The 16,822-nt window shown below is 65.1% G+C and carries 17 protein-coding genes; 13 read left to right on the plus strand and 4 right to left on the minus strand.

Annotation, left to right across the window (positions count from 1 at the left end):
• The first annotated feature begins 6 nt into the window (after nucleotides 1–6).
• The 6 genes from M1P90_RS30030 (at nucleotide 7) to M1P90_RS30055 (ending at nucleotide 6,255) form a co-directional block, all read left to right on the plus strand.
• Nucleotides 7–1,224 (plus strand): class I SAM-dependent rRNA methyltransferase, encoded by a 1,218-nt coding sequence (locus M1P90_RS30030; protein ID WP_483699383.1) that lies wholly within the window; start codon nucleotides 7–9, stop codon nucleotides 1,222–1,224.
• A gap of 89 nt (nucleotides 1,225–1,313) precedes the next feature.
• On the plus strand, nucleotides 1,314–1,694 hold the full coding sequence (locus M1P90_RS30035) for a response regulator (RefSeq protein WP_483699384.1): 381 nt from the start codon (nucleotides 1,314–1,316) through the stop codon (nucleotides 1,692–1,694).
• Nucleotides 1,695–2,120: 426 nt separating this feature from the next.
• Nucleotides 2,121–3,560: a circularly permuted type 2 ATP-grasp protein gene (locus tag M1P90_RS30040; RefSeq protein ID WP_483699385.1), complete on the plus strand. Its 1,440-nt coding sequence runs from the start codon at nucleotides 2,121–2,123 to the stop codon at nucleotides 3,558–3,560.
• Between the two features lie 71 nt (nucleotides 3,561–3,631).
• On the plus strand, nucleotides 3,632–4,636 hold the full coding sequence (locus M1P90_RS30045) for an alpha-E domain-containing protein (protein WP_483699386.1): 1,005 nt from the start codon (nucleotides 3,632–3,634) through the stop codon (nucleotides 4,634–4,636).
• 14 nt (nucleotides 4,637–4,650) lie between these two features.
• Nucleotides 4,651–5,427 (plus strand): P-loop nucleotide/nucleoside kinase family protein, encoded by a 777-nt coding sequence (locus M1P90_RS30050; RefSeq protein WP_483699387.1) that lies wholly within the window; start codon nucleotides 4,651–4,653, stop codon nucleotides 5,425–5,427.
• Nucleotides 5,428–5,442: 15 nt separating this feature from the next.
• Nucleotides 5,443–6,255, plus strand: coding sequence for a transglutaminase family protein (locus tag M1P90_RS30055; protein ID WP_483699388.1), 813 nt, complete (start codon nucleotides 5,443–5,445; stop codon nucleotides 6,253–6,255).
• Between the two features lie 178 nt (nucleotides 6,256–6,433).
• On the opposite strand, the gene M1P90_RS30060 is transcribed toward M1P90_RS30055, so the two are convergent.
• Nucleotides 6,434–7,546, minus strand: a complete 1,113-nt coding sequence (locus tag M1P90_RS30060; protein ID WP_483699389.1) for an MraY family glycosyltransferase — start codon at nucleotides 7,544–7,546, stop codon at nucleotides 6,434–6,436.
• Nucleotides 7,547–7,640: 94 nt separating this feature from the next.
• On the minus strand, nucleotides 7,641–8,267 hold the full coding sequence (upp, locus tag M1P90_RS30065) for a uracil phosphoribosyltransferase (protein ID WP_483699390.1): 627 nt from the start codon (nucleotides 8,265–8,267) through the stop codon (nucleotides 7,641–7,643).
• A 424-nt stretch (nucleotides 8,268–8,691) separates the two neighbouring features.
• Between upp and M1P90_RS30070 the strand changes: the two genes are divergently transcribed.
• Complete coding sequence (locus tag M1P90_RS30070) at nucleotides 8,692–9,501, plus strand: phytanoyl-CoA dioxygenase family protein (protein ID WP_483699391.1); 810 nt, start codon at nucleotides 8,692–8,694, stop codon at nucleotides 9,499–9,501.
• Here the strand turns inward: M1P90_RS30070 and M1P90_RS30075 are convergent.
• Entirely contained in the window at nucleotides 9,488–10,756 is a 1,269-nt protein-coding gene (locus M1P90_RS30075; protein WP_483699392.1) for a glycoside hydrolase 5 family protein, read from the minus strand. The genes M1P90_RS30070 and M1P90_RS30075 overlap by 14 nt on opposite strands.
• 114 nt (nucleotides 10,757–10,870) lie before the next feature.
• Between M1P90_RS30075 and M1P90_RS30080 the strand changes: the two genes are divergently transcribed.
• From M1P90_RS30080 to M1P90_RS30095, 4 genes are all read left to right on the plus strand, one after another.
• Nucleotides 10,871–11,341 (plus strand): flavin reductase family protein, encoded by a 471-nt coding sequence (locus M1P90_RS30080; protein ID WP_483699393.1) that lies wholly within the window; start codon nucleotides 10,871–10,873, stop codon nucleotides 11,339–11,341.
• 23 nt (nucleotides 11,342–11,364) lie between these two features.
• On the plus strand, nucleotides 11,365–11,796 hold the full coding sequence (locus tag M1P90_RS30085; RefSeq protein WP_483699394.1) for a universal stress protein: 432 nt from the start codon (nucleotides 11,365–11,367) through the stop codon (nucleotides 11,794–11,796).
• Nucleotides 11,797–12,023: 227 nt separating this feature from the next.
• Nucleotides 12,024–12,539, plus strand: coding sequence for a Fur family transcriptional regulator (locus M1P90_RS30090; RefSeq protein ID WP_483699395.1), 516 nt, complete (start codon nucleotides 12,024–12,026; stop codon nucleotides 12,537–12,539).
• Entirely contained in the window at nucleotides 12,536–12,880 is a 345-nt protein-coding gene (locus M1P90_RS30095) for a hypothetical protein (protein ID WP_483699396.1), read from the plus strand. The genes M1P90_RS30090 and M1P90_RS30095 overlap by 4 nt, the downstream gene beginning before the upstream one ends.
• Nucleotides 12,881–12,998: 118 nt before the next feature.
• On the opposite strand, the gene M1P90_RS30100 is transcribed toward M1P90_RS30095, so the two are convergent.
• Nucleotides 12,999–13,940 carry a metallophosphoesterase family protein gene (locus M1P90_RS30100; protein WP_483699397.1) on the minus strand — a complete coding sequence of 314 codons (942 nt, stop codon included), beginning with the start codon at nucleotides 13,938–13,940 and terminating at the stop codon, nucleotides 12,999–13,001.
• A gap of 164 nt (nucleotides 13,941–14,104) precedes the next feature.
• Between M1P90_RS30100 and M1P90_RS30105 the strand changes: the two genes are divergently transcribed.
• Both M1P90_RS30105 and coaE read left to right on the plus strand, forming a co-directional pair.
• Nucleotides 14,105–16,084 (plus strand): amidohydrolase family protein, encoded by a 1,980-nt coding sequence (locus tag M1P90_RS30105; RefSeq protein WP_483699398.1) that lies wholly within the window; start codon nucleotides 14,105–14,107, stop codon nucleotides 16,082–16,084.
• Between the two features lie 65 nt (nucleotides 16,085–16,149).
• Entirely contained in the window at nucleotides 16,150–16,764 is a 615-nt protein-coding gene (coaE, locus tag M1P90_RS30110) for a dephospho-CoA kinase (RefSeq protein ID WP_483699399.1), read from the plus strand.
• Nucleotides 16,765–16,822 lie beyond the last annotated feature (58 nt).

A 16,822-nucleotide genomic window follows, 5' to 3' on the forward strand; every position in this document is an offset into this window, starting at 1 on the left:
CGTACTATGCCCAAGTTGCCAGAAGTATCGCTGCCCGCACAGCTCAAAGAGCGCCTTGCGCACGGCCACCCGTGGGTGTACCGCACCCATGTGCCGCCACAGCTGCGCCTGCCTTCGGGCAGCTGGGTGCGCGTGCGCTGCGGCAGCTGGTCGGGCTATGGCCTGTGGGATGCCGAGCGCCCGATTGCGCTTCGCGTCTTCAGCACGCAGCGCCCGCCCGACGCCCGCTGGGTGCGCGAGCGCGTGCAGGAAGCGTGGGGCCTGCGCGCGCCACTGCGCGAAGCCGGCTGCACCGCCTACCGCTGGCTGTTTGGCGAAGGCGATGCCCTGCCCGGTCTGACGGTCGACCGCTATGCCGACTGGGCGGTGATTGCGCCGTATATGGATGGCGCGGGCGAGCTGATTGCGTGGCTGGCCGACGCCCTGCAGGCCACCGATCCGAGCCTGCGTGGCGTGGTGCTGCGCCGCCGCGCCGCCGACGACGGGGATGATGAGCCGGGAACGGAGCGCGATGAGGCGGGCGGCGCGCGTGGCATCGGGCTGCTGGCCGGCAGCATGCCGCCAAAAGGGCTGGTCGTGCGCGAGCACGGCATTCAGCTCTACGCCGATTTGCAGGCCGGGCAGAAAACCGGCTTGTTTCTCGACCATCGCGAAAACCGCCGCACGGTTGAGCAGATGAGCGCCGGGCGCAGCGTGCTGAATTGCTTCGCCTACACGGGTGCGTTTTCGCTCTACGCCCTGCGCGGCGGCGCGCGCCACGTCGTCAGCACCGACATTGGCAAAGGGCTGGCGGCCGCAGCCGACGCGAATGTCGCGCTCAACGGCTTCGACCCGGCGCGCCACGAGTTTGTGACGGAAGACTGTTTTGCGCTGCTGGAGCGCTATGCCGCCGAAGGCCACCAGTTCGATCTTGTGGTGCTCGACCCGCCGAGCTTTGCGAAAAGCAAGCAAAGCCGCTACGCCGCGATCCGCGCCTATACGCGCATCAACGCGCTGGCGCTGCGCTGCGTCGCGCCGGGCGGGCTACTCGCCACCGCCAGCTGCACCAGCCAGGTTGGGCCGGAAGCGTTCAAAGACATGCTCGCCACCGCTGCCAGCCAGGCCGAGCGCCCGTGCCAGATCATTCACGAGGCTGGTCAGCCGCTCGATCACCCGGTGCCCGCAGCCTTTCCCGAAGGTCGCTACCTGAAGTTCGTCGTCGCCCGCGCCGGTAACCGTCTCTAAATCAGGGCCCGCACGGTTCATACGTGACTCTTCCGCCCGAAGAGCGTCACACTACATACAAACGCAATTTCATACGATAGGACCATGCTGTGCACACAATTCTGATCGTCGAGGACGAGTCGGTCATTCGCGATATGATCGACCGAATGCTGAAAATTGCTGGCTACCGCGCGATTATGGCCGAAAATGGCGCGCGCGCGGTGGAAGTGGCCCGGCAGGCGCGGCCCGACCTCATTCTCATGGACATGGGCCTGCCGATTATGAACGGCTGGGACGCGACCCGCGCCATCAAGGCCGACCCGGAAGTGCAGCAAATTCCAATTATTGCGCTCACCGCCTACGCGCTCACCGAAGATCGCGAGCGCTGCTTTGCAGCCGGCTGCGACGACTACGAAACCAAGCCGATTGAATTTCCGCGACTGCTGACCAAAATCCGCCGTCTGCTCCAGCCGGCTGCCGCTCACGTGTAGCAATTGCAGGTTAGAAGGTTTACAGGTTACAGGTTGCAGATTAGGTTGACAGGTTACAGGTTGGCAGGTTGCAGATTAGGTTGACAGGTTACAGGTTGGCAGGTTGCGGGTTGTAGACTCAACCTCAAAACCCCAGATCCTAAACCCTAGTGCAGTTGCAGATTACTGCCCACTGCCGACTGCCGACTGCCGACTGCCGACTGCCCACTGCCCACTGCCGACTGCCGACTGCCCACTGCCCACTGCCCACTGCCCACTGCCCACTGCCGACTACTTGGTTCTCGGTTCTGTGGTTCTCGGCTCTCGATTCTTGTCACACCACGCGAGTTCGGGTATAATCGCGCCTACATCACTCCCCGGTGCTGAACCAAGGCAACGGCGCCTGCTGCTATTGTAATTCGCACGCTTACAAGCAGAGGCGGCTGCATGGGCAATCTCTTTAATGATTACGCGCTCGATGGCTTCTTCGACGAAATGTTCGCCGCCGAAGGCCAGCCCCAACCACACTACGAGCGCCTGTTTCGCCGCCTGAGCGAGCTTTCGCGCACCGACTTCGACGAGCGCATTCGCCTCGCCGACATCTCCTTCCTCTACCAGGGCATCACCTTCACCGTCTACAGCGCGCAGGAAGGCATCGAGCGCATCTTCCCCTTCGACCTTGTGCCGCGCATCATTCCGCAGGGCGAGTGGCAATTCCTCGATCAGGGCCTGCGCCAGCGCGTGACGGCGATGAATATGTTTATCTACGATGTCTACCACGAGCAGAAAATTCTGCGCGAGGGCATCGTGCCGGCCGATCTGGTGCTTGGCTCGCAGGGCTTCAACCCGCTGATGGTCGGCGTCGACCCGCCCGGCGGCGTGTACATCCACATCACCGGCACCGACCTGGTGCGCGATGAGCAGGGGCGCTACCTGGTGCTGGAGGACAACGGCCGCAGCCCGTCGGGCGTGTCGTATGTGCTCGAAAACCGCGCCGCGATGAAGCGCGCCTTCCCGCGCCTGTTCGAGCGCTCGAGCGTGCTGCCAGTCGAGCACTACCCGCAGGCGCTGCTCGAAACCCTGCGCGACGTGGCCCCGCGCAGCGCCGACCAGCCCACGGTGGTGCTGCTCACGCCCGGCGTCTACAACTCGGCCTACTTCGAGCACTCCTTTCTGGCGCGCCAGATGGGCATCGAGCTGGTGGAAGGGCGCGACCTTGTCGCCTACGAAAACCGCATCTTCATGCGCACCATTCGCGGCCTGCAACCCGTCGACGTGATCTACCGCCGCATCGACGACGCCTTTCTCGACCCGCTGGCCTTCCGCCCTGAGTCGATGCTGGGCTGCCCGGGCCTGTTCAACGCCTACCGCGCCGGAAATGTGGCGCTGGCGAACGCGCCCGGCACTGGCGTTGCCGACGACAAGGCGATCTACCCCTTTGTGCCAGACATGATTCGCTTCTACCTGAGCGAAGAGCCGCTGCTGGAAAATGTGCCGACCTATCGCGGCGACAAGCCCGCCGACCGGGCGTATATGCTCGAACACCTCGACTCGCTCGTGGTCAAGGCGGTGAACGAGTCGGGCGGCTATGGCATGCTGGTCGGCCCGCACGCCACTGCCGCCGAGCGCGCCAGTTTCGCCGAGAAGATACGCGCCAACCCGCGCAACTTCATTGCCCAGCCCACGCTGGCGCTCAGCCGCCACCCAACCTTTGTGGAAGGGCATTTCGAAGGGCGGCACATCGACTTTCGGCCCTACATCCTGCAAGGCCGCGACATCACGATCATCCCGGGCGGGCTGACGCGGGTGGCGCTGCGCCGTGGCTCGCTGGTGGTCAACTCGTCGCAAGGGGGCGGCAGCAAAGATACGTGGGTTTTGGATGAGTGAGTTATAAATGTTGAATGTTGAGTGTTGAGTTAGGCAATTCAGCACTCAGCACTCAGCACTGAGAACTACCTATGCTAAGTCGTGTTGCCGAATCATTGTTCTGGATGTCGCGCTACCTTGAGCGCGCCGAAGATGTTGCGCGCATTATTGCGGTGAACTTTCAAGCCTCGCTCGACGCGCCAAGCGCCAGCCAGGAGCTGGCCTGGGAGCCGCTGATCGCCATCACCGGCGACCGCGACCTGTTCACGGATGCGTTCGACCGCTACGACGCCGCGAGCGTCACCGCCTTCCTGACCATCCACCCCGACAACCCGAACGCGATTCGCTCGTGCATCGGCCACGCCCGCGAGAACGCGCGCGCCGTGCGCGAGCAGATCAGCCGCGAAATGTGGGAACAGCTCAACCGCCTTTACCACACCATCGCCACCACCGACATCCAGACGATCATCCGCAATCCCTACGATTTCTTCAGCGAAGTGCGCAACGGCTCGCACCTGTTTCAGGGCGTCACCGACGCGACCATGGCGCATAGCGAGGGCTGGGAATTCATTCACGCCGGCAAATTCCTTGAGCGCGCCGACCAGACTGCGCGCATTCTGGATGTGAAGTATGGCGCGCTGGCCGGCAGCACCAGCGGCGAAGGCGCTCCGCTCGCCAGCCTGCAGTGGATCGCGCTGCTGAAGTCGTGCAGCGCCTTCGAGCCCTACCGCCGCGCACACTCGCAGCTCCAGGCATGGCGCGTGGTCGATTTCCTGCTGCTCGACCGCAGCTTCCCGCGCAGCGTTGGCTTCTGCCTCGACCAGACGCGCGACGCGCTGGCGCAGATCTCCGACAGCCCGATCGACCGCCCGAGCAATACCGCCGAGCGCCTGCTGGGCCGTCTGTGCGCCGACCTGACCTACCTCGACATTCGCGAGGCGCTGAGCGACCTGCACATGTTCCTCGACACCATGCAGCACCGCCTCGGCACCATCGGCGACGCGATTGCGCAAACCTATTTTGTGGGCAATGTGCTGCCGCCAACCGGCACGCCGCTGAGCCGCTACGTGCAGGCGCAGCAGCAACAGCAGCAGTAGCGCCACGGAGAAGTATGACCGAGCCATCGCCGATTTTCATCATCAGCGGCACGCCTGGCGCGGGGAAAAGCACCGTTGCCCGCGCGCTGCTGGCGCATTTCAGCCACGGCCTGCACATCCCCGTCGACGACCTGCGCGAACTGGTGGTGGCCGGCATGGCCCACCCGGTGCCGGAATGGACCGACGAGACCACCCGACAGTTCGAGCTGGCACGCCGCAGCGCCGCGCAGATGGCAGGCATCTATGCCGAGGCTGGCTTTGCGGTTGCGGTTGACGACGTGCTTGACGCGGCCACACCCGGCGCGCTGTTTGCCGAACTTGCGGAACACTACCCGCTGGTGAAAGTGCTGCTCTACCCCAATTTAGCGAGCACGCTGGCGCGCAATGCCACGCGCACCAACAAACCCTTCGACACGGCCGGGCTGATCGCAACGATCGAGCGATTGCACGCCGAGACCGACCCCGCCGCCTATGAGCGGCATGGTTGGCTGATCCTCGACACCGGCGAGCACACGCCCGAGCAGAGCGCCGACGCCATCCTGGCGCGGCTGGCCGACATACGCGCCAGCGCCCGGCCAGTCGATCAGCGCGGCATTCTGGACGATGAGATTTTCAGCTACCGCAGCAGCCGCGACAAAGTATTTATTTCGTGGCGCGGCAAGCAGGTGATGATTCTGAAAGGCGAGCAGGCTGCCAAATTCCTGCGCAAGATCGAACCGCTCGACGGCAAGGCCGCCCAGCTGGTGATGGCAAAAATCACGGGGAACTTCAAGCACGGCAACGAGCGCTAGCAGAGTGGGCAGGCTATGAAACTACAGATCGAGCACGAAACCATTTTCACCTACGAGGAATATGTGCGCGAAGCGGTTGGCGAGGCCCACCTGCAGCCGCGCGACGACAATGGCCAGCGGGTGCTGAGCTTCCGCCTGACGCTCGACCCGGCCACGATCTACGACCGCGTCAGCGACCGCTTTGGCAACACTATTCACTGCTACACCGTGCTGCCGCCGCACCGCCGCTTTGTGATCACCGCGCAGAGTGTGCTTGAAACCAGCGCCAGCCCGATCACGCCCGCGCCGGCGCTGAGCCTGCTCGAAGAGTTCGAGTTCACCGCCCCGAGCGCCTACGTGCCGCGCACCGACGCGCTCGACGATTTTGCGCGCCAGCACGCGCCCGACGGCGCCGCGCCCGAAACGATTGCCTACGCGCTGATGCACGCCATCGCCGCCAATTTCACCTACGAAAAAGGCAGCACCGACATTTCGACCACCGCCGATGCCGTGCTGGCGGGCGGGCGCGGCGTGTGCCAGGATTTCGCGCACCTGCTGATCGCGCTGTGCCGCAGCCAGGGCTTGCCCGCGCGCTACGTCAGCGGCTACTTCCACGATCCCGCGCTGCCGCCCGACACCGTGCTGGCCAGCCACGCCTGGGCCGAAGTCTTCCTCGAAAGCCACGGCTGGCTCGGGCTCGACCCCACGCACGACAGCGCGACCGACGAGCATTATGTGCGCGTGGCAATTGGCCGCGACTACGCCGACGCCGCACCCGTGCGCGGGATCTACCAGGGCGGCGGAAAAGACGGCGAGGTGCTGAAGGTGCGCGTGCTGATGCGGGGGTAGCGCAGGGGTCAGAAGTCAGGTTTCAGGTGTCAGGAGACTCTTGGCTCCCGAAAGCTTTCTTGAAGCCGAAATTCCACAGATTTAGCAGATACGTGGAGCACTACGAACTACGCACCAAACCGAAAGTGCGTAATGCGTAGTTTTCAAACCAGCCTGCGAATTCGCACGCAAGCAGTTTTTACGATGTCAGCGCGGCGCGGCGCATCGCATACGCGATCAGCGCCACCACCACCACGCCCAGCACCGCCAGCGCCGCCAGCTTGACGGATGGCGCGGCACTCACGATCCCCACTACCCCGAAGCTGGCGCTCAGCGCATAGTAGAACAGCACCACCTGGCGCGGCGTAAAGCCGAGGTCGCGCAGCCGCAGGTGCAGGTGGTCGCGCCCGCCCTGCGCGGGTGAGCGCCCGGCCAGCGTGCGCGAAATGATCAGCCAGATCACGTCGAGGATGGGCACGCCAAGTACCAGCAGGACGGTTGCCAGCTTGGCCCCGCCGATGATCGCGCTTGCGCCCAGCGCATAGCCCAGAAACTCGGCCCCGCTGTCGCCCATGAAAATGCGGGCGGGCGGGAAGTTAAATACCAGAAAGCCCGCGCTCGCGCCGGCCAGCGCCAGCGGCACCAGCGCAATGGTGAGCTGGGCCTGCGGCTGGCGCAGCGCGTTCAGCGCCAGCGCGAGCGCCGCGATCAGCGAGACGCCGCCCGCCAGCCCGTCGATACCATCCGACCAGTTGATCGTATTGGTCATCCAGCCGATCCAGAACACCGTGGCAATGATCGCCAGCCACGGGCTGAGATCCCACAGGTTGATCTGGTTCACAAACGGGAACTTGAACGCCGTGAGCACAATGCCACGCGCTTCGGTGAGCTGGCCCTCGACATCGGGGTAGCGCGTGTGGTCCCACAGGTATGGCCCAACGGCAATCAGCGCGGCGGCGATCTGCGCCACGAACTTGGGCAAGGGCGGCAACTCCACCACGTCGTCGCGCCACATGACGAGGAACAGCAGCGTGCCACCGGCCAGCAGCAGCAGCACGCGCAGCCGCTCAAAGCCCGAGCGCGGCAGCAGCGGCTCGAAGGCGAAGGTGAGCAGCATTGCCACCACAAAGCCGCCGTAGATCGCCACCCCGCCAATGTTCGAAGTTGGGCGGGCATGGAGGCGGCGACCGCCCGGCTGCTGCACCCAGCCGCGCCGCTCGCTCAGGCGCATCACCCCGGGCATCAGCAGCGCAGTTGTGGCGAAAGCCACCAAAAAAGTCAACAGGAGCAAGGCTGCAATCAATAGTGGCATAGTTGTTCTGTGTTTGCGTGTGTGAAGGGGTGAAGGGGTGAAGGGGTGAGTAGGTGTCACCCTGTCACCCTTTCACCCTTTCACCGTGTCAGTCTTAGCCCGTCCCAAACTGCCGGTCGCCAGCATCGCCCAGGCCGGGCACGATGTAGCCCTTGTCGTTCAGGCGCTCGTCGAGGGCGGCGAGGTGAATGGGCACATCGGGGTGCGCTTCGGACAGCGCCTTCACGCCTTCGGGCGCGGCGATCAGCCCCAGGAACTTGATCTGCTGCGCGCCCCAGCGCTTGAGAATATCGACAGCGGCGATTGCCGAGCCGCCGGTGGCGAGCATCGGATCGAGCACCAGGCACAGATCGACCTCGGCCTCGGGCGGCAGCTTGTTGTAGTAGGTCACCGGCTCCAGCGTGGCGTGGTCGCGGTAGAGCCCGAGGTGCCAGACATGCGCCGTGGGAATCAAGTCGATAATCGGGTCGACCATGCCCAGACCGGCGCGCAGAATCGGCACCAGCCCGATCTGCACACCGATCTGCCTGCCGATAATCGGTGCCAGCGGGGTTTCGATGGCGCGATCTTTCAGCGGCAGATCAAGCGTGGCTTCGTAGAGCAGAAATTGCGTCAGCTCGCGCACCAGCTCGCGGAATTTCTTTGGCTCGGTCACGGTGCGGCGCAGCAGCGTGAGCTTGTGTTGTACCAGCGGATGCGGGGAAACCTGGACTTGTGACATCGCGCCCCTCCTTTGCTCGACACTGGTTCGGTATTATAGCCGATATCGCCGGGCGGGCTTTCAGGGACGCGAGGGAGCAAGCAAACCACGAAGGCACGAAGGCACGAAGAAAGGCGCGAGTTACAGGTTCGCAGGTTGGCGAGTTACAGGTTCGCAGGTGGCAGTGTGCAGTGGGCAGGTGGCAGGTGGCAGATGGCAGGTTGGCGAGTTACAGGTGGCAGTCGGCAGGTTGCAGGTGGCAGGTTGCAGGTTTTTCTTTTCGCGTAGCGCAAAAGCCGCACCCTTCGATACGGCCTTACGGCCTACTCAGGATGCGGCTTGGCAAGGTTCAGCACACCAGCCGGGTTATTTTGGGTATCTTCGTGAAACCCGCGCCACCGTGCTATCATGTGCGCACGCACCCGCACGAGAAAGGAGCTCACCGATGAGTCAGGTTCATACGCCGCCCGCCGAGGCGCTGCGCCCCTTCGCCGAAAGCAACCCGCTCGCCAGCCCCGCCGCGCTGCGCGCGCAGATGGATGAGCAGGGCTATTTGTTCTTTCGCCGCCTGGTGCCCGCCGAGGATGTGCTGGCGGTGCGCCGCGATGTGCTGGCCGAGTGCGCGGCGGCTGGCTGGCTCGATCCGGCGCACGACCCGATGGATGCGGTGGTTGCGCCCGATATGCAGCCCACCAGCGAGGGCCAGCCGCCGTATATGGCCGTGTATCGCAAGGTGCTGAAGCTGCCGCGCTTTCACGCCTTCCCCGCCCACCCCGCGCTGATGCAGATTGCGCGGCACCTGCTGGCGGGCGAGGTGCTGGTACACCCGCGCCGGATCGGCCGGCTGACCTTCCCGAACAATCAGGGCGCAACCACGCCCGCGCATCAGGATCACTACTACATTCGCGGCGCGGTGGAAACCTACTCGTGCTGGGCGCCGCTGGGCGATTGCCCGGTGAGCCTGGGCGGGCTGGCGGTCTGGCCGGGAACGCAGCGACGCGGCTTTCTCGACCACAGTGTGCACCATCCCGGCGCGGTTGGCGGCTGCGGCGTGCCCGTCGATCCTGCCGAGGCGGTGTGGCACACCACCGATTTCGAGGCTGGCGACGCGCTCTTTTTCCACTCGTACACCATCCACAAGGCGCTGCCGAACGATTCGGGCGACCGCCTGCGCGTTTCGACCGACAATCGCTACCAGCGCAATGGCGACGCAATCGACCCAGGCGCGCTGCTGCCGCATTTCAATCTGCAATGAACTCGCGCCACAGGCGGGCCAGCTCGCGGGCAGGGGCGCGCCAGTAGCGCTCGGGGTCGACGTCGAGGGTGGGGCGCGTGGTGAGCACCGGGCGGCGCTCAGCGGCAAAGGCGCGCAGCGCGGCGGCGGCAGGTTTTTCGCGCCCCTGCGCATCGACCAGGCCAAGCGTGCGTTCGCGGGCGCTGCGGTCGAGCGGGGGTTGACGCCACAATTCGGGCGCGTAGTCGGCGTAGGCGGCGAACCACGCGCCGGCTGCGCCATCGCGCTGCAAGCCGCTCAGCACCTGTTCGGCAAACATACCCTGCTGCTCAAGCGTGGCGACATAGCTGCGCAGCCCCCGCCCAAACGCCTGGTCGCTCAGCCAGCCGGGCGTGTCATTCGGCGCGGTGGGCATGCCCAGGTTGGTGACGGTGGCGGGCGCTTCGGCCAGATTGGCGGCGAGGGCGTGCAGAAACAGCACCCAGCGCGCATGGTTGGGGCGCTCGCCGCTCGGCGGGTCGGGCGGGTCGGCGCTGATGCCGAGGCGATTGCATGTTGCAAGCAGATCAGCGGGGCGCGGGCCGGCGCTCAGGCGCAGCGCGTGCGGGCTGGCGACGCCCAGCACCGGGGCGCGGGCACGCTCGCCGCGAATGGCATCGGCAAGCGTTTGGAACCACGCACGCACGCCGTCAGCCGATTCGGGCTTGCGCACACGCTCCGCGCCATCGCCAGGCTGCCAGGCCGCAATTGCGGGGTGCGCGGCGAAGTAGCCCACCAGCTCGTGGATAAGGTAGAGCTGCGCCTCAAGAATGCGCTCGTCGGCAAACAGGTCGGGCGCGACGTTTGCGCGCCAGCGGCCATCGGCCAGCACGGGCGGCCCCTGCTGCGGCTGAACTTCCACGGTTGGCGCGTAGGAACGGCTGGCCTGACGCAACTGTGCCAGCGGATCGGCGCCGTTGGCCCAGTCGGGCAGCCACAGCGCGCCGCCCACGGTCACTGGGAACAGCGCGGCAACCACACGCAGCCCGGCCTCACCAGCCAGCTCAAGCGCCTGCTCCAGCGTGGCCAGCGCGCCGCCATTCACGCGCTGCGGGCTGGGCTGGAATTCTTCCCAGCTCAAGCAGAAGCGCACCGTATCGCAGCCCAGCGCGGCAACATGCGCCAGCTCCTCGCGCACCGCCCCACGATCAAATGCGCGCCACCAGCCGAAACCGGCGCGGCGCGGCCAGTAGGTCACCCCAATGCTGAAGGTCGGCGGGCTTGTTTCGGCTGGCATATATGCTCCTGTACAGACGATCAGCAACTATAGCACAAGCGGCGGCGAATTGCGCAGTATAATAGCGCGCACGATACTGTTCCACAGGCATGGCCTAGAAAACTGGACACACACATGACAATTGATGAAGCCCGCTTTCGCCAGACGCTGGGCTATTTCGCGAGTGGCGTCACCGTGGTGACAACCGGCCAGGAAGGCGACTTCCACGGCATGACCGTCAGCTCGTTTTCTTCACTTTCGCTCAACCCGCCGCTGATTCTGATCTGCATCGACAAAGCGGTGCCAACGCACGATATTCTGGCCCGCTCGGGGCAGTTTGTGGTGAATGTGCTGGAAAAGCGCCAGGAACACCTTTCGCGCCGCTTCGCCACCAGCAACGCCGACAAATTTCGCGGCATTGCGTGGCATATGGGCACGCTTGGCATTCCCGTGCTCGATAATGTGCTGGCTGTGATTGAGTGCCGCATTTCCGCCACCTACGAGGGCGGCGACCACACGATTTTTGCCGGCACGGTGATTGATACCGACGTACACGAGGGCACGCCGCTGCTGTATTACCGGCGCGGCTACCACGAGCTGAAGTAAAGCATAGAAAAGGACGCCACCCTATGTACCAGCGCATGATGGTGCCGCTCGACGGTTCGGAGCTGGCGCAGGTTGCCCTGCCGCACGCGCTCGACATGTGCCGCGCGTTTGGCGCGACGCTGGTGCTGCTGCATGTGCGCGACCGCGGCAGCAGCGCCGAGGCATCGCAGCGCTACCTCAACTATACCAGCCGCCAGCTTGCCAACAGCGGCGTGCCGATTGAGCTTGCCCTGCACGAAGGCGCGGTGGCCGAAACGATTGTGCGGGCGGCCGAGAGCGCGCGCATCGACGTGATTGTGATGGCGACGCACGGCCGCAGCGGTTTGAAGCGCGTGGTGCATGGCAGCGTGGCGGAAGAAGTGCTGCACAGCGCCAGCGTGCCCGTGCTGCTGGTGCGCGCTGGCACGCCCGCCGAGCAGCCCGCCGAGCGCCCGGCAGCCCACAGCCCGGCGTGATGCGCCTGCGGCGCGGGGCTAGGGGTTGGGCGATGGGGGTTGGATAGCACGTCCGATTGCATAGCTTTATGCACTACGCACGACGCACTACGAAACAAAGTATCGTAGTGCGTCGTGCGTAGTAATGCCAGAATTTCCCCTCTCTATGCCCCATCTTCCACTCCCCAATCCCCGCCATGCAATCGTGGTATACTTCCCGCACACATCCCTAGAGAAACAGGACGCGCATGCCACTCAATCCCGATACGCGGCAGCGCCACCCATCGGCAGAACACGCAATGCCCGCCAGCGATGATGCTGCACGGTTACGCAAACAAGGCTACCGGCTCACCCCGCAGCGGCTGATTGTGCTCGATGTTGTGAAGCGCGGGGAAGGCCACCTGACGGCCGACGAAGTTCACGCTGCGGTGGTGCCGCAGCACCCATATATCAACATCGCCACGATCTATCGCACGCTGCAATGGCTGCAGGATGTCGGGCTGGTTGCGCCGCTGGCGATAGGCACCGGCCCACTGCGCTACGAATATGTCTGGGGCGAAACCCACCATCATCTCGTCTGCCAGGATTGCGGCTACGAGCAGGAGATCAGCGACGACATTCTGCTTGCGCTGAAAGAACAGCTTCAATCGCGCTACGCCTTCAGCGCCCAGCTTCACCACCTCGCCATTCCCGGGCGCTGCAGCGCCTGCCAGCAGAATACCGACAGCAAAGACGCGCGCCCTGCGCAGGAGCACGACGTATGAACTTGTTGCGACGTTTATTTGGCGGCGGAGACGCGCCCGCCACCGACCAGGCGATTCACCTGTATGTGCGCTGCGCGCGCTGCAGCTCGCCCGTGCATGTGCGAATCGACCCGCGCAATGATCTGGTGATCGAGTATGGCGACGACGAAGACGCCACCGGCTACCGCCTGATCAAGGAAATTATGGACTCGCGCTGCTTCCGGCTGATGCGCGCCGAGATCGAGTACGATCGCGGCCGCCGCGAGATCAGTCGCCAGCTCGAGGGCGGCACCTTTATCACCAAAGACGAGTACGACCGCAGCGTGGCCGAGCGCGACGCCGAGCGCAAGGTCGGCTCGTAAGGCACGCAACCCCGGCTTGAAGCTATGGGCGCGAAGCCTTGCGTGCGGTTGCGCGCCAACACGCCATTCCCGAACTTTCGTGCCTTCGTGGTTCAAGGCGCGATTGTAAGGGGCGCGCTCAGGCGCAGCCGCCATTCTGCACAAACGTATCTACCAGCGTGCCGTCGATCGCCACAAAGCGGTAGCTGACTTTTGTGCGCGTCGCTTCCACCAGCATTGCGCCAAATTCGTCGTTGTACTGCACCGCGCTGCCCGCGATTGGCGTGCGCACGGGGTAGTGCGACGAGCCGCCCAGCCCGTTCACGAAATACGGGAAGCCATCGCGGATGATCCGCTCGTAGTGGTGGTCGTGCCCAGCCAGCACCGCGTCGGCGCCCCAGGCCGCAAACGGCCACTGCATCCCCGCCGTCGAGCCGTGGTCGCCTGAGGAAAAGGGCGAATGATGCGCCACCACCAGATTCCAGCACGCCGTCGAGCGCGTCAGCGCGCTATGCAGCCAGCGCCCCTGCGTTGAGTCGCTCGTCACGCCGTCGGGCTCGCGCTCGTCGCTGTCGAGGATGAAGAAATGCACCGGCCCGCGCGTCACGTCGTAGTAGCGCTCGTTGCCGGGCAGCGTGAAGTAGCCCTGAAAGGCTTCCAGACCATCCGCATTCCAGTCGTGGTTGCCGAGCGCCGGGTAGAAACGGTTGCTGCGCGCCCGCGAGCCATAGCTGCCGCGGTAGGGATAAATATAATCGCTGTAAAACTGGCCGACGCGCTGGTCGATATACGCAACCTTGTCGGTGCCGTAGTTGTTGTCGCCCACGGTGATGATAAAGCCTGGGTCCCAGCGTTTCACCAGATCGGCAACCTCGCCCTCGCCGGGGTCGGCCGAGCCGTAGTCGCCAATCACCGCAAAGCGCACATAGTTCGCCTGGTCGTTGGGCGGCGCGAACGGGCGCACCGCAATCGGCACAAAGAGCTGGTGCTCGCCCCCGGCCGCGCCAGCCGCTGCCACGCACACCAGCGCCAGCAGCCCGGCCGCCATGGCGCGCGGCAGCTTCCAAAAACGCAATCGCATGGACTCCCTCCCTCGTCGTGGGCCGCACGGTTTGCGCACCCCTCTCGTAGGTAAACGCCCGGCAGCCCGCGAACGATGCGCCAGCCCGCAGCCGCGCCCGGCAGCCATGCTATACTGGGCACCAGGAGGCCGGCGCGCGCGCCTGGCCCGATTGGAGGAGCGGTATGCGTGAAGAAGAAGCAATTGACCTGCTGCTGATCCACGGCACAGTTGTGACCATGGACGCCGAGCAGCGCGTGCTGATGGATGGCGCGGTGGCGATTCGCGCCGGCGCGATTGCCGAGGTCGGCCCGAGCGCCGATCTGATCGCGCGCTACCCCGGCGCGCCAACGCACGATTGCGCGGGCTGCGCGATCATCCCCGGCCTGATCAACGGCCATGCCCACGTGCCTATGAGCCTGCTGCGCGGCCTGGTTGCCGACCAGCAGCTCGACGTGTGGCTGTTCGGCTATATGTTCCCGGTCGAAAGCACTTTTGTTACCCCCGAGTTCGTCCGCACCGGCACGCAGCTTTCCTGCGCCGAAATGATTCGCGGCGGCACCACCACCTTTGTCGACATGTACTACTTCGAGGAAGAAGTGGCCCGCGCCGCCGACGAAGCCGGCATGCGCGCAATCTGCGGGCAAACCGTGATGCGCCTGCCCACGCCCGACGCCGCTTCCTACGACGAAGGGCTGGAGCGCTCGCGCCGCTTTATCGAGCAGTGGCACGGCCACCCGCGCATCGTCCCAACCATCGCGCCGCACGCGCCCTACACCTGCACCGACACGATCTACCGCGAGGCGGCCGCGCTGTGCCGCCAGTACGGCCTGCCCATGACCACGCATCTTTCGGAAACGGCGCGTGAGGTGCAGGAAAGTCGTGCCGAGCGCGACGCCACGCCATTCGGCTACGCGGCGCGGGTGGGCGCGTTTGATGTGCCATGCATCGCCGCACATGGCGTGCACGCCACCGAAGACGACATCATTCTGATGCGCGAGCACGGCGTTGGCGTGGTGCCCTGCCCGACCTCGAACCTCAAGCTTGCCAGCGGCATCGCGCCATTCCGCCGCTTTCTGGAGGCGGGCGTGCGCACTGGCCTCGGCACCGACGGCCCGGCCTCGAACGACGATCAGGACATGCTCACCGAGATTCATCTGGCCGCGCTGCTCCCGAAAGGCACCAGCGGCGACCCAACCGCCATGCCTGCGCGCGAAGCTCTGGCGCTGGCGACCTCGCGCGGCGCACAGGCCATTCATCTCGACCACCTGATCGGCTCACTGGAAGCGGGCAAGCGCGCCGACATCACAATCATCGAGCTGGGGCGGCTGCATTCCGCGCCGCGCTACAGCTACGCGCCCGACGCGATCTACACGCACCTGGCCTACAGCGCCCGCGCCGGCGATGTGCGCGACGTGCTGGTGGATGGGCAGTGGCTCATGCGCAACCGCGCCCTGCTCACGCTCGACGAGCGCGACGTGTTAGCGCGCGCCCAGGCCGTTGCCGACCGCATCGACGCCTTTCTGGCGCGGCGCGAGGTCAATCTGCTCGACAAAATCCTGGCGATTGGCGGCATTCAGCAGGCCGAACTGTTCGAGGTGCAGGTCAAAGCCGTCATCGACGACGCGACGGTAGGGCGCATTGGCGCGCTGGTGGGCAGCCCCGAGATCACGATTGCAAAGGCCAGCGAGCGCAAGCAGTACGACACCTACTTTACCTGGAACGATGCGGCGAAGGGGCGCGTTCGCCTGCGCGAAGACCACCGCCTCGACCCGGGGGCGCGCATCGAGCCGAAATACACCATCACGCTCACCGCGCCCGCCGACCGCGCCGAGTACGCCTCGGCAGTGCGCCTGGGGCGCGCGCGCTACACCGCGCTGGCCGACCGCACGCTGCGCTTCTACCGCGAGTACTTCCAGCCCGACCATGTGATCGAGATCGAGAAGCAGCGCCAGCGCTGGCGAATTTTGTTCCGCGGCGAAGATTTCGCGCTCAATATCGACACGCTGGTGGGTCACCAGCAGCCCGGCCCGTTTCTGGAGATCAAAAGCCGCACCTGGAGCCGCCGCGACGCCGATGCCAAGGCCGCGCTGATTGGCGAACTGCTGCGCCTGTTTGGCGTCGACGAGGGCGCGCTGGTGAAGCAGGAATACGTCGAATTATAAATTTTGAGTGTTGAGTGTTGAGTTGACAGAAGCAACTCAGCACTCAACACTCAACACTCAACACTATGCTGTATCTCATCGGCCTGACGGGCAATATTGCCTGTGGAAAAAGCACGGTTGTCGCGATGCTGCGCGAATTGGGCGCGAATGTGATCGACGCCGACCGCGTGACGCACGAATTGCAGCAGCCCGGCCAGCCGGTGTACAACCAGATCGTCGCCGCGTTTGGCGCGGGCATTCTCAGCGCGCCCAACGGCCCAATCGACCGGCGTGCGCTTGGCGCGATTGTGTTCAGCGACCCGGCTGCGCTCCGCCGCCTGGAGCAGATCGTCCACCCGGCCGTACACGCCCGCATCGCCGCCTGGCTCGAAGGCGTGGCGCAGGCACCGCACCCTGCTGTGCACCCGCCCGTCGCTGTAATCGACGCGATCAAGCTGCTGGAGTCGGGCTGGAAACCGCAGTGCGACGCGATCTGGGTGGTGAGCTGCCCGCCCGAGCAGCAGCTCGCCCGCCTGGTCAGCACGCGCGGCATGAGCGCGGAAGAAGCGCGCACACGCATTGCCGCCCAGCCGCCCCAGGCCGAGAAAATCGCGCAGGCCAGCGTGGTGATCGACAATGGCGGCACGCTGGAAGGCACGCGCGCGCAGGTGCAGGCCGCGTGGGATGCGATTGCCGATTAGTGTTATGTCGGGCAGCACAAACAATTCAACGCCATAATCGCTTTTCAAAATCCATGCT

The sequence above is a fragment of the Kouleothrix sp. 19917 genome (genome assembly GCF_057073505.1).

What these genes read in the sequence shown, in the direction of transcription:
- M1P90_RS30030 (WP_483699383.1), top strand. Translation starts at nt 7, where the DNA reads ATGCCCAAGTTGCCAGAAGTATCGCTGCCCGCACAGCTCAAAGAGCGC.
- M1P90_RS30040 (WP_483699385.1), top strand. Translation starts at nt 2,121, where the DNA reads ATGGGCAATCTCTTTAATGATTACGCGCTCGATGGCTTCTTCGACGAA.
- M1P90_RS30045 (WP_483699386.1), top strand. Translation starts at nt 3,632, where the DNA reads ATGCTAAGTCGTGTTGCCGAATCATTGTTCTGGATGTCGCGCTACCTT.
- M1P90_RS30050 (WP_483699387.1), top strand. Translation starts at nt 4,651, where the DNA reads ATGACCGAGCCATCGCCGATTTTCATCATCAGCGGCACGCCTGGCGCG.
- M1P90_RS30055 (WP_483699388.1), top strand. Translation starts at nt 5,443, where the DNA reads ATGAAACTACAGATCGAGCACGAAACCATTTTCACCTACGAGGAATAT.
- M1P90_RS30060 (WP_483699389.1), bottom strand. Translation starts at nt 7,546, where the DNA reads ATGCCACTATTGATTGCAGCCTTGCTCCTGTTGACTTTTTTGGTGGCT.
- upp (WP_483699390.1), bottom strand. Translation starts at nt 8,267, where the DNA reads ATGTCACAAGTCCAGGTTTCCCCGCATCCGCTGGTACAACACAAGCTC.
- M1P90_RS30070 (WP_483699391.1), top strand. Translation starts at nt 8,692, where the DNA reads ATGAGTCAGGTTCATACGCCGCCCGCCGAGGCGCTGCGCCCCTTCGCC.
- M1P90_RS30075 (WP_483699392.1), bottom strand. Translation starts at nt 10,756, where the DNA reads ATGCCAGCCGAAACAAGCCCGCCGACCTTCAGCATTGGGGTGACCTAC.
- M1P90_RS30080 (WP_483699393.1), top strand. Translation starts at nt 10,871, where the DNA reads ATGACAATTGATGAAGCCCGCTTTCGCCAGACGCTGGGCTATTTCGCG.
- M1P90_RS30085 (WP_483699394.1), top strand. Translation starts at nt 11,365, where the DNA reads ATGTACCAGCGCATGATGGTGCCGCTCGACGGTTCGGAGCTGGCGCAG.
- M1P90_RS30090 (WP_483699395.1), top strand. Translation starts at nt 12,024, where the DNA reads ATGCCACTCAATCCCGATACGCGGCAGCGCCACCCATCGGCAGAACAC.
- M1P90_RS30095 (WP_483699396.1), top strand. Translation starts at nt 12,536, where the DNA reads ATGAACTTGTTGCGACGTTTATTTGGCGGCGGAGACGCGCCCGCCACC.
- M1P90_RS30100 (WP_483699397.1), bottom strand. Translation starts at nt 13,940, where the DNA reads ATGCGATTGCGTTTTTGGAAGCTGCCGCGCGCCATGGCGGCCGGGCTG.
- M1P90_RS30105 (WP_483699398.1), top strand. Translation starts at nt 14,105, where the DNA reads ATGCGTGAAGAAGAAGCAATTGACCTGCTGCTGATCCACGGCACAGTT.
- coaE (WP_483699399.1), top strand. Translation starts at nt 16,150, where the DNA reads ATGCTGTATCTCATCGGCCTGACGGGCAATATTGCCTGTGGAAAAAGC.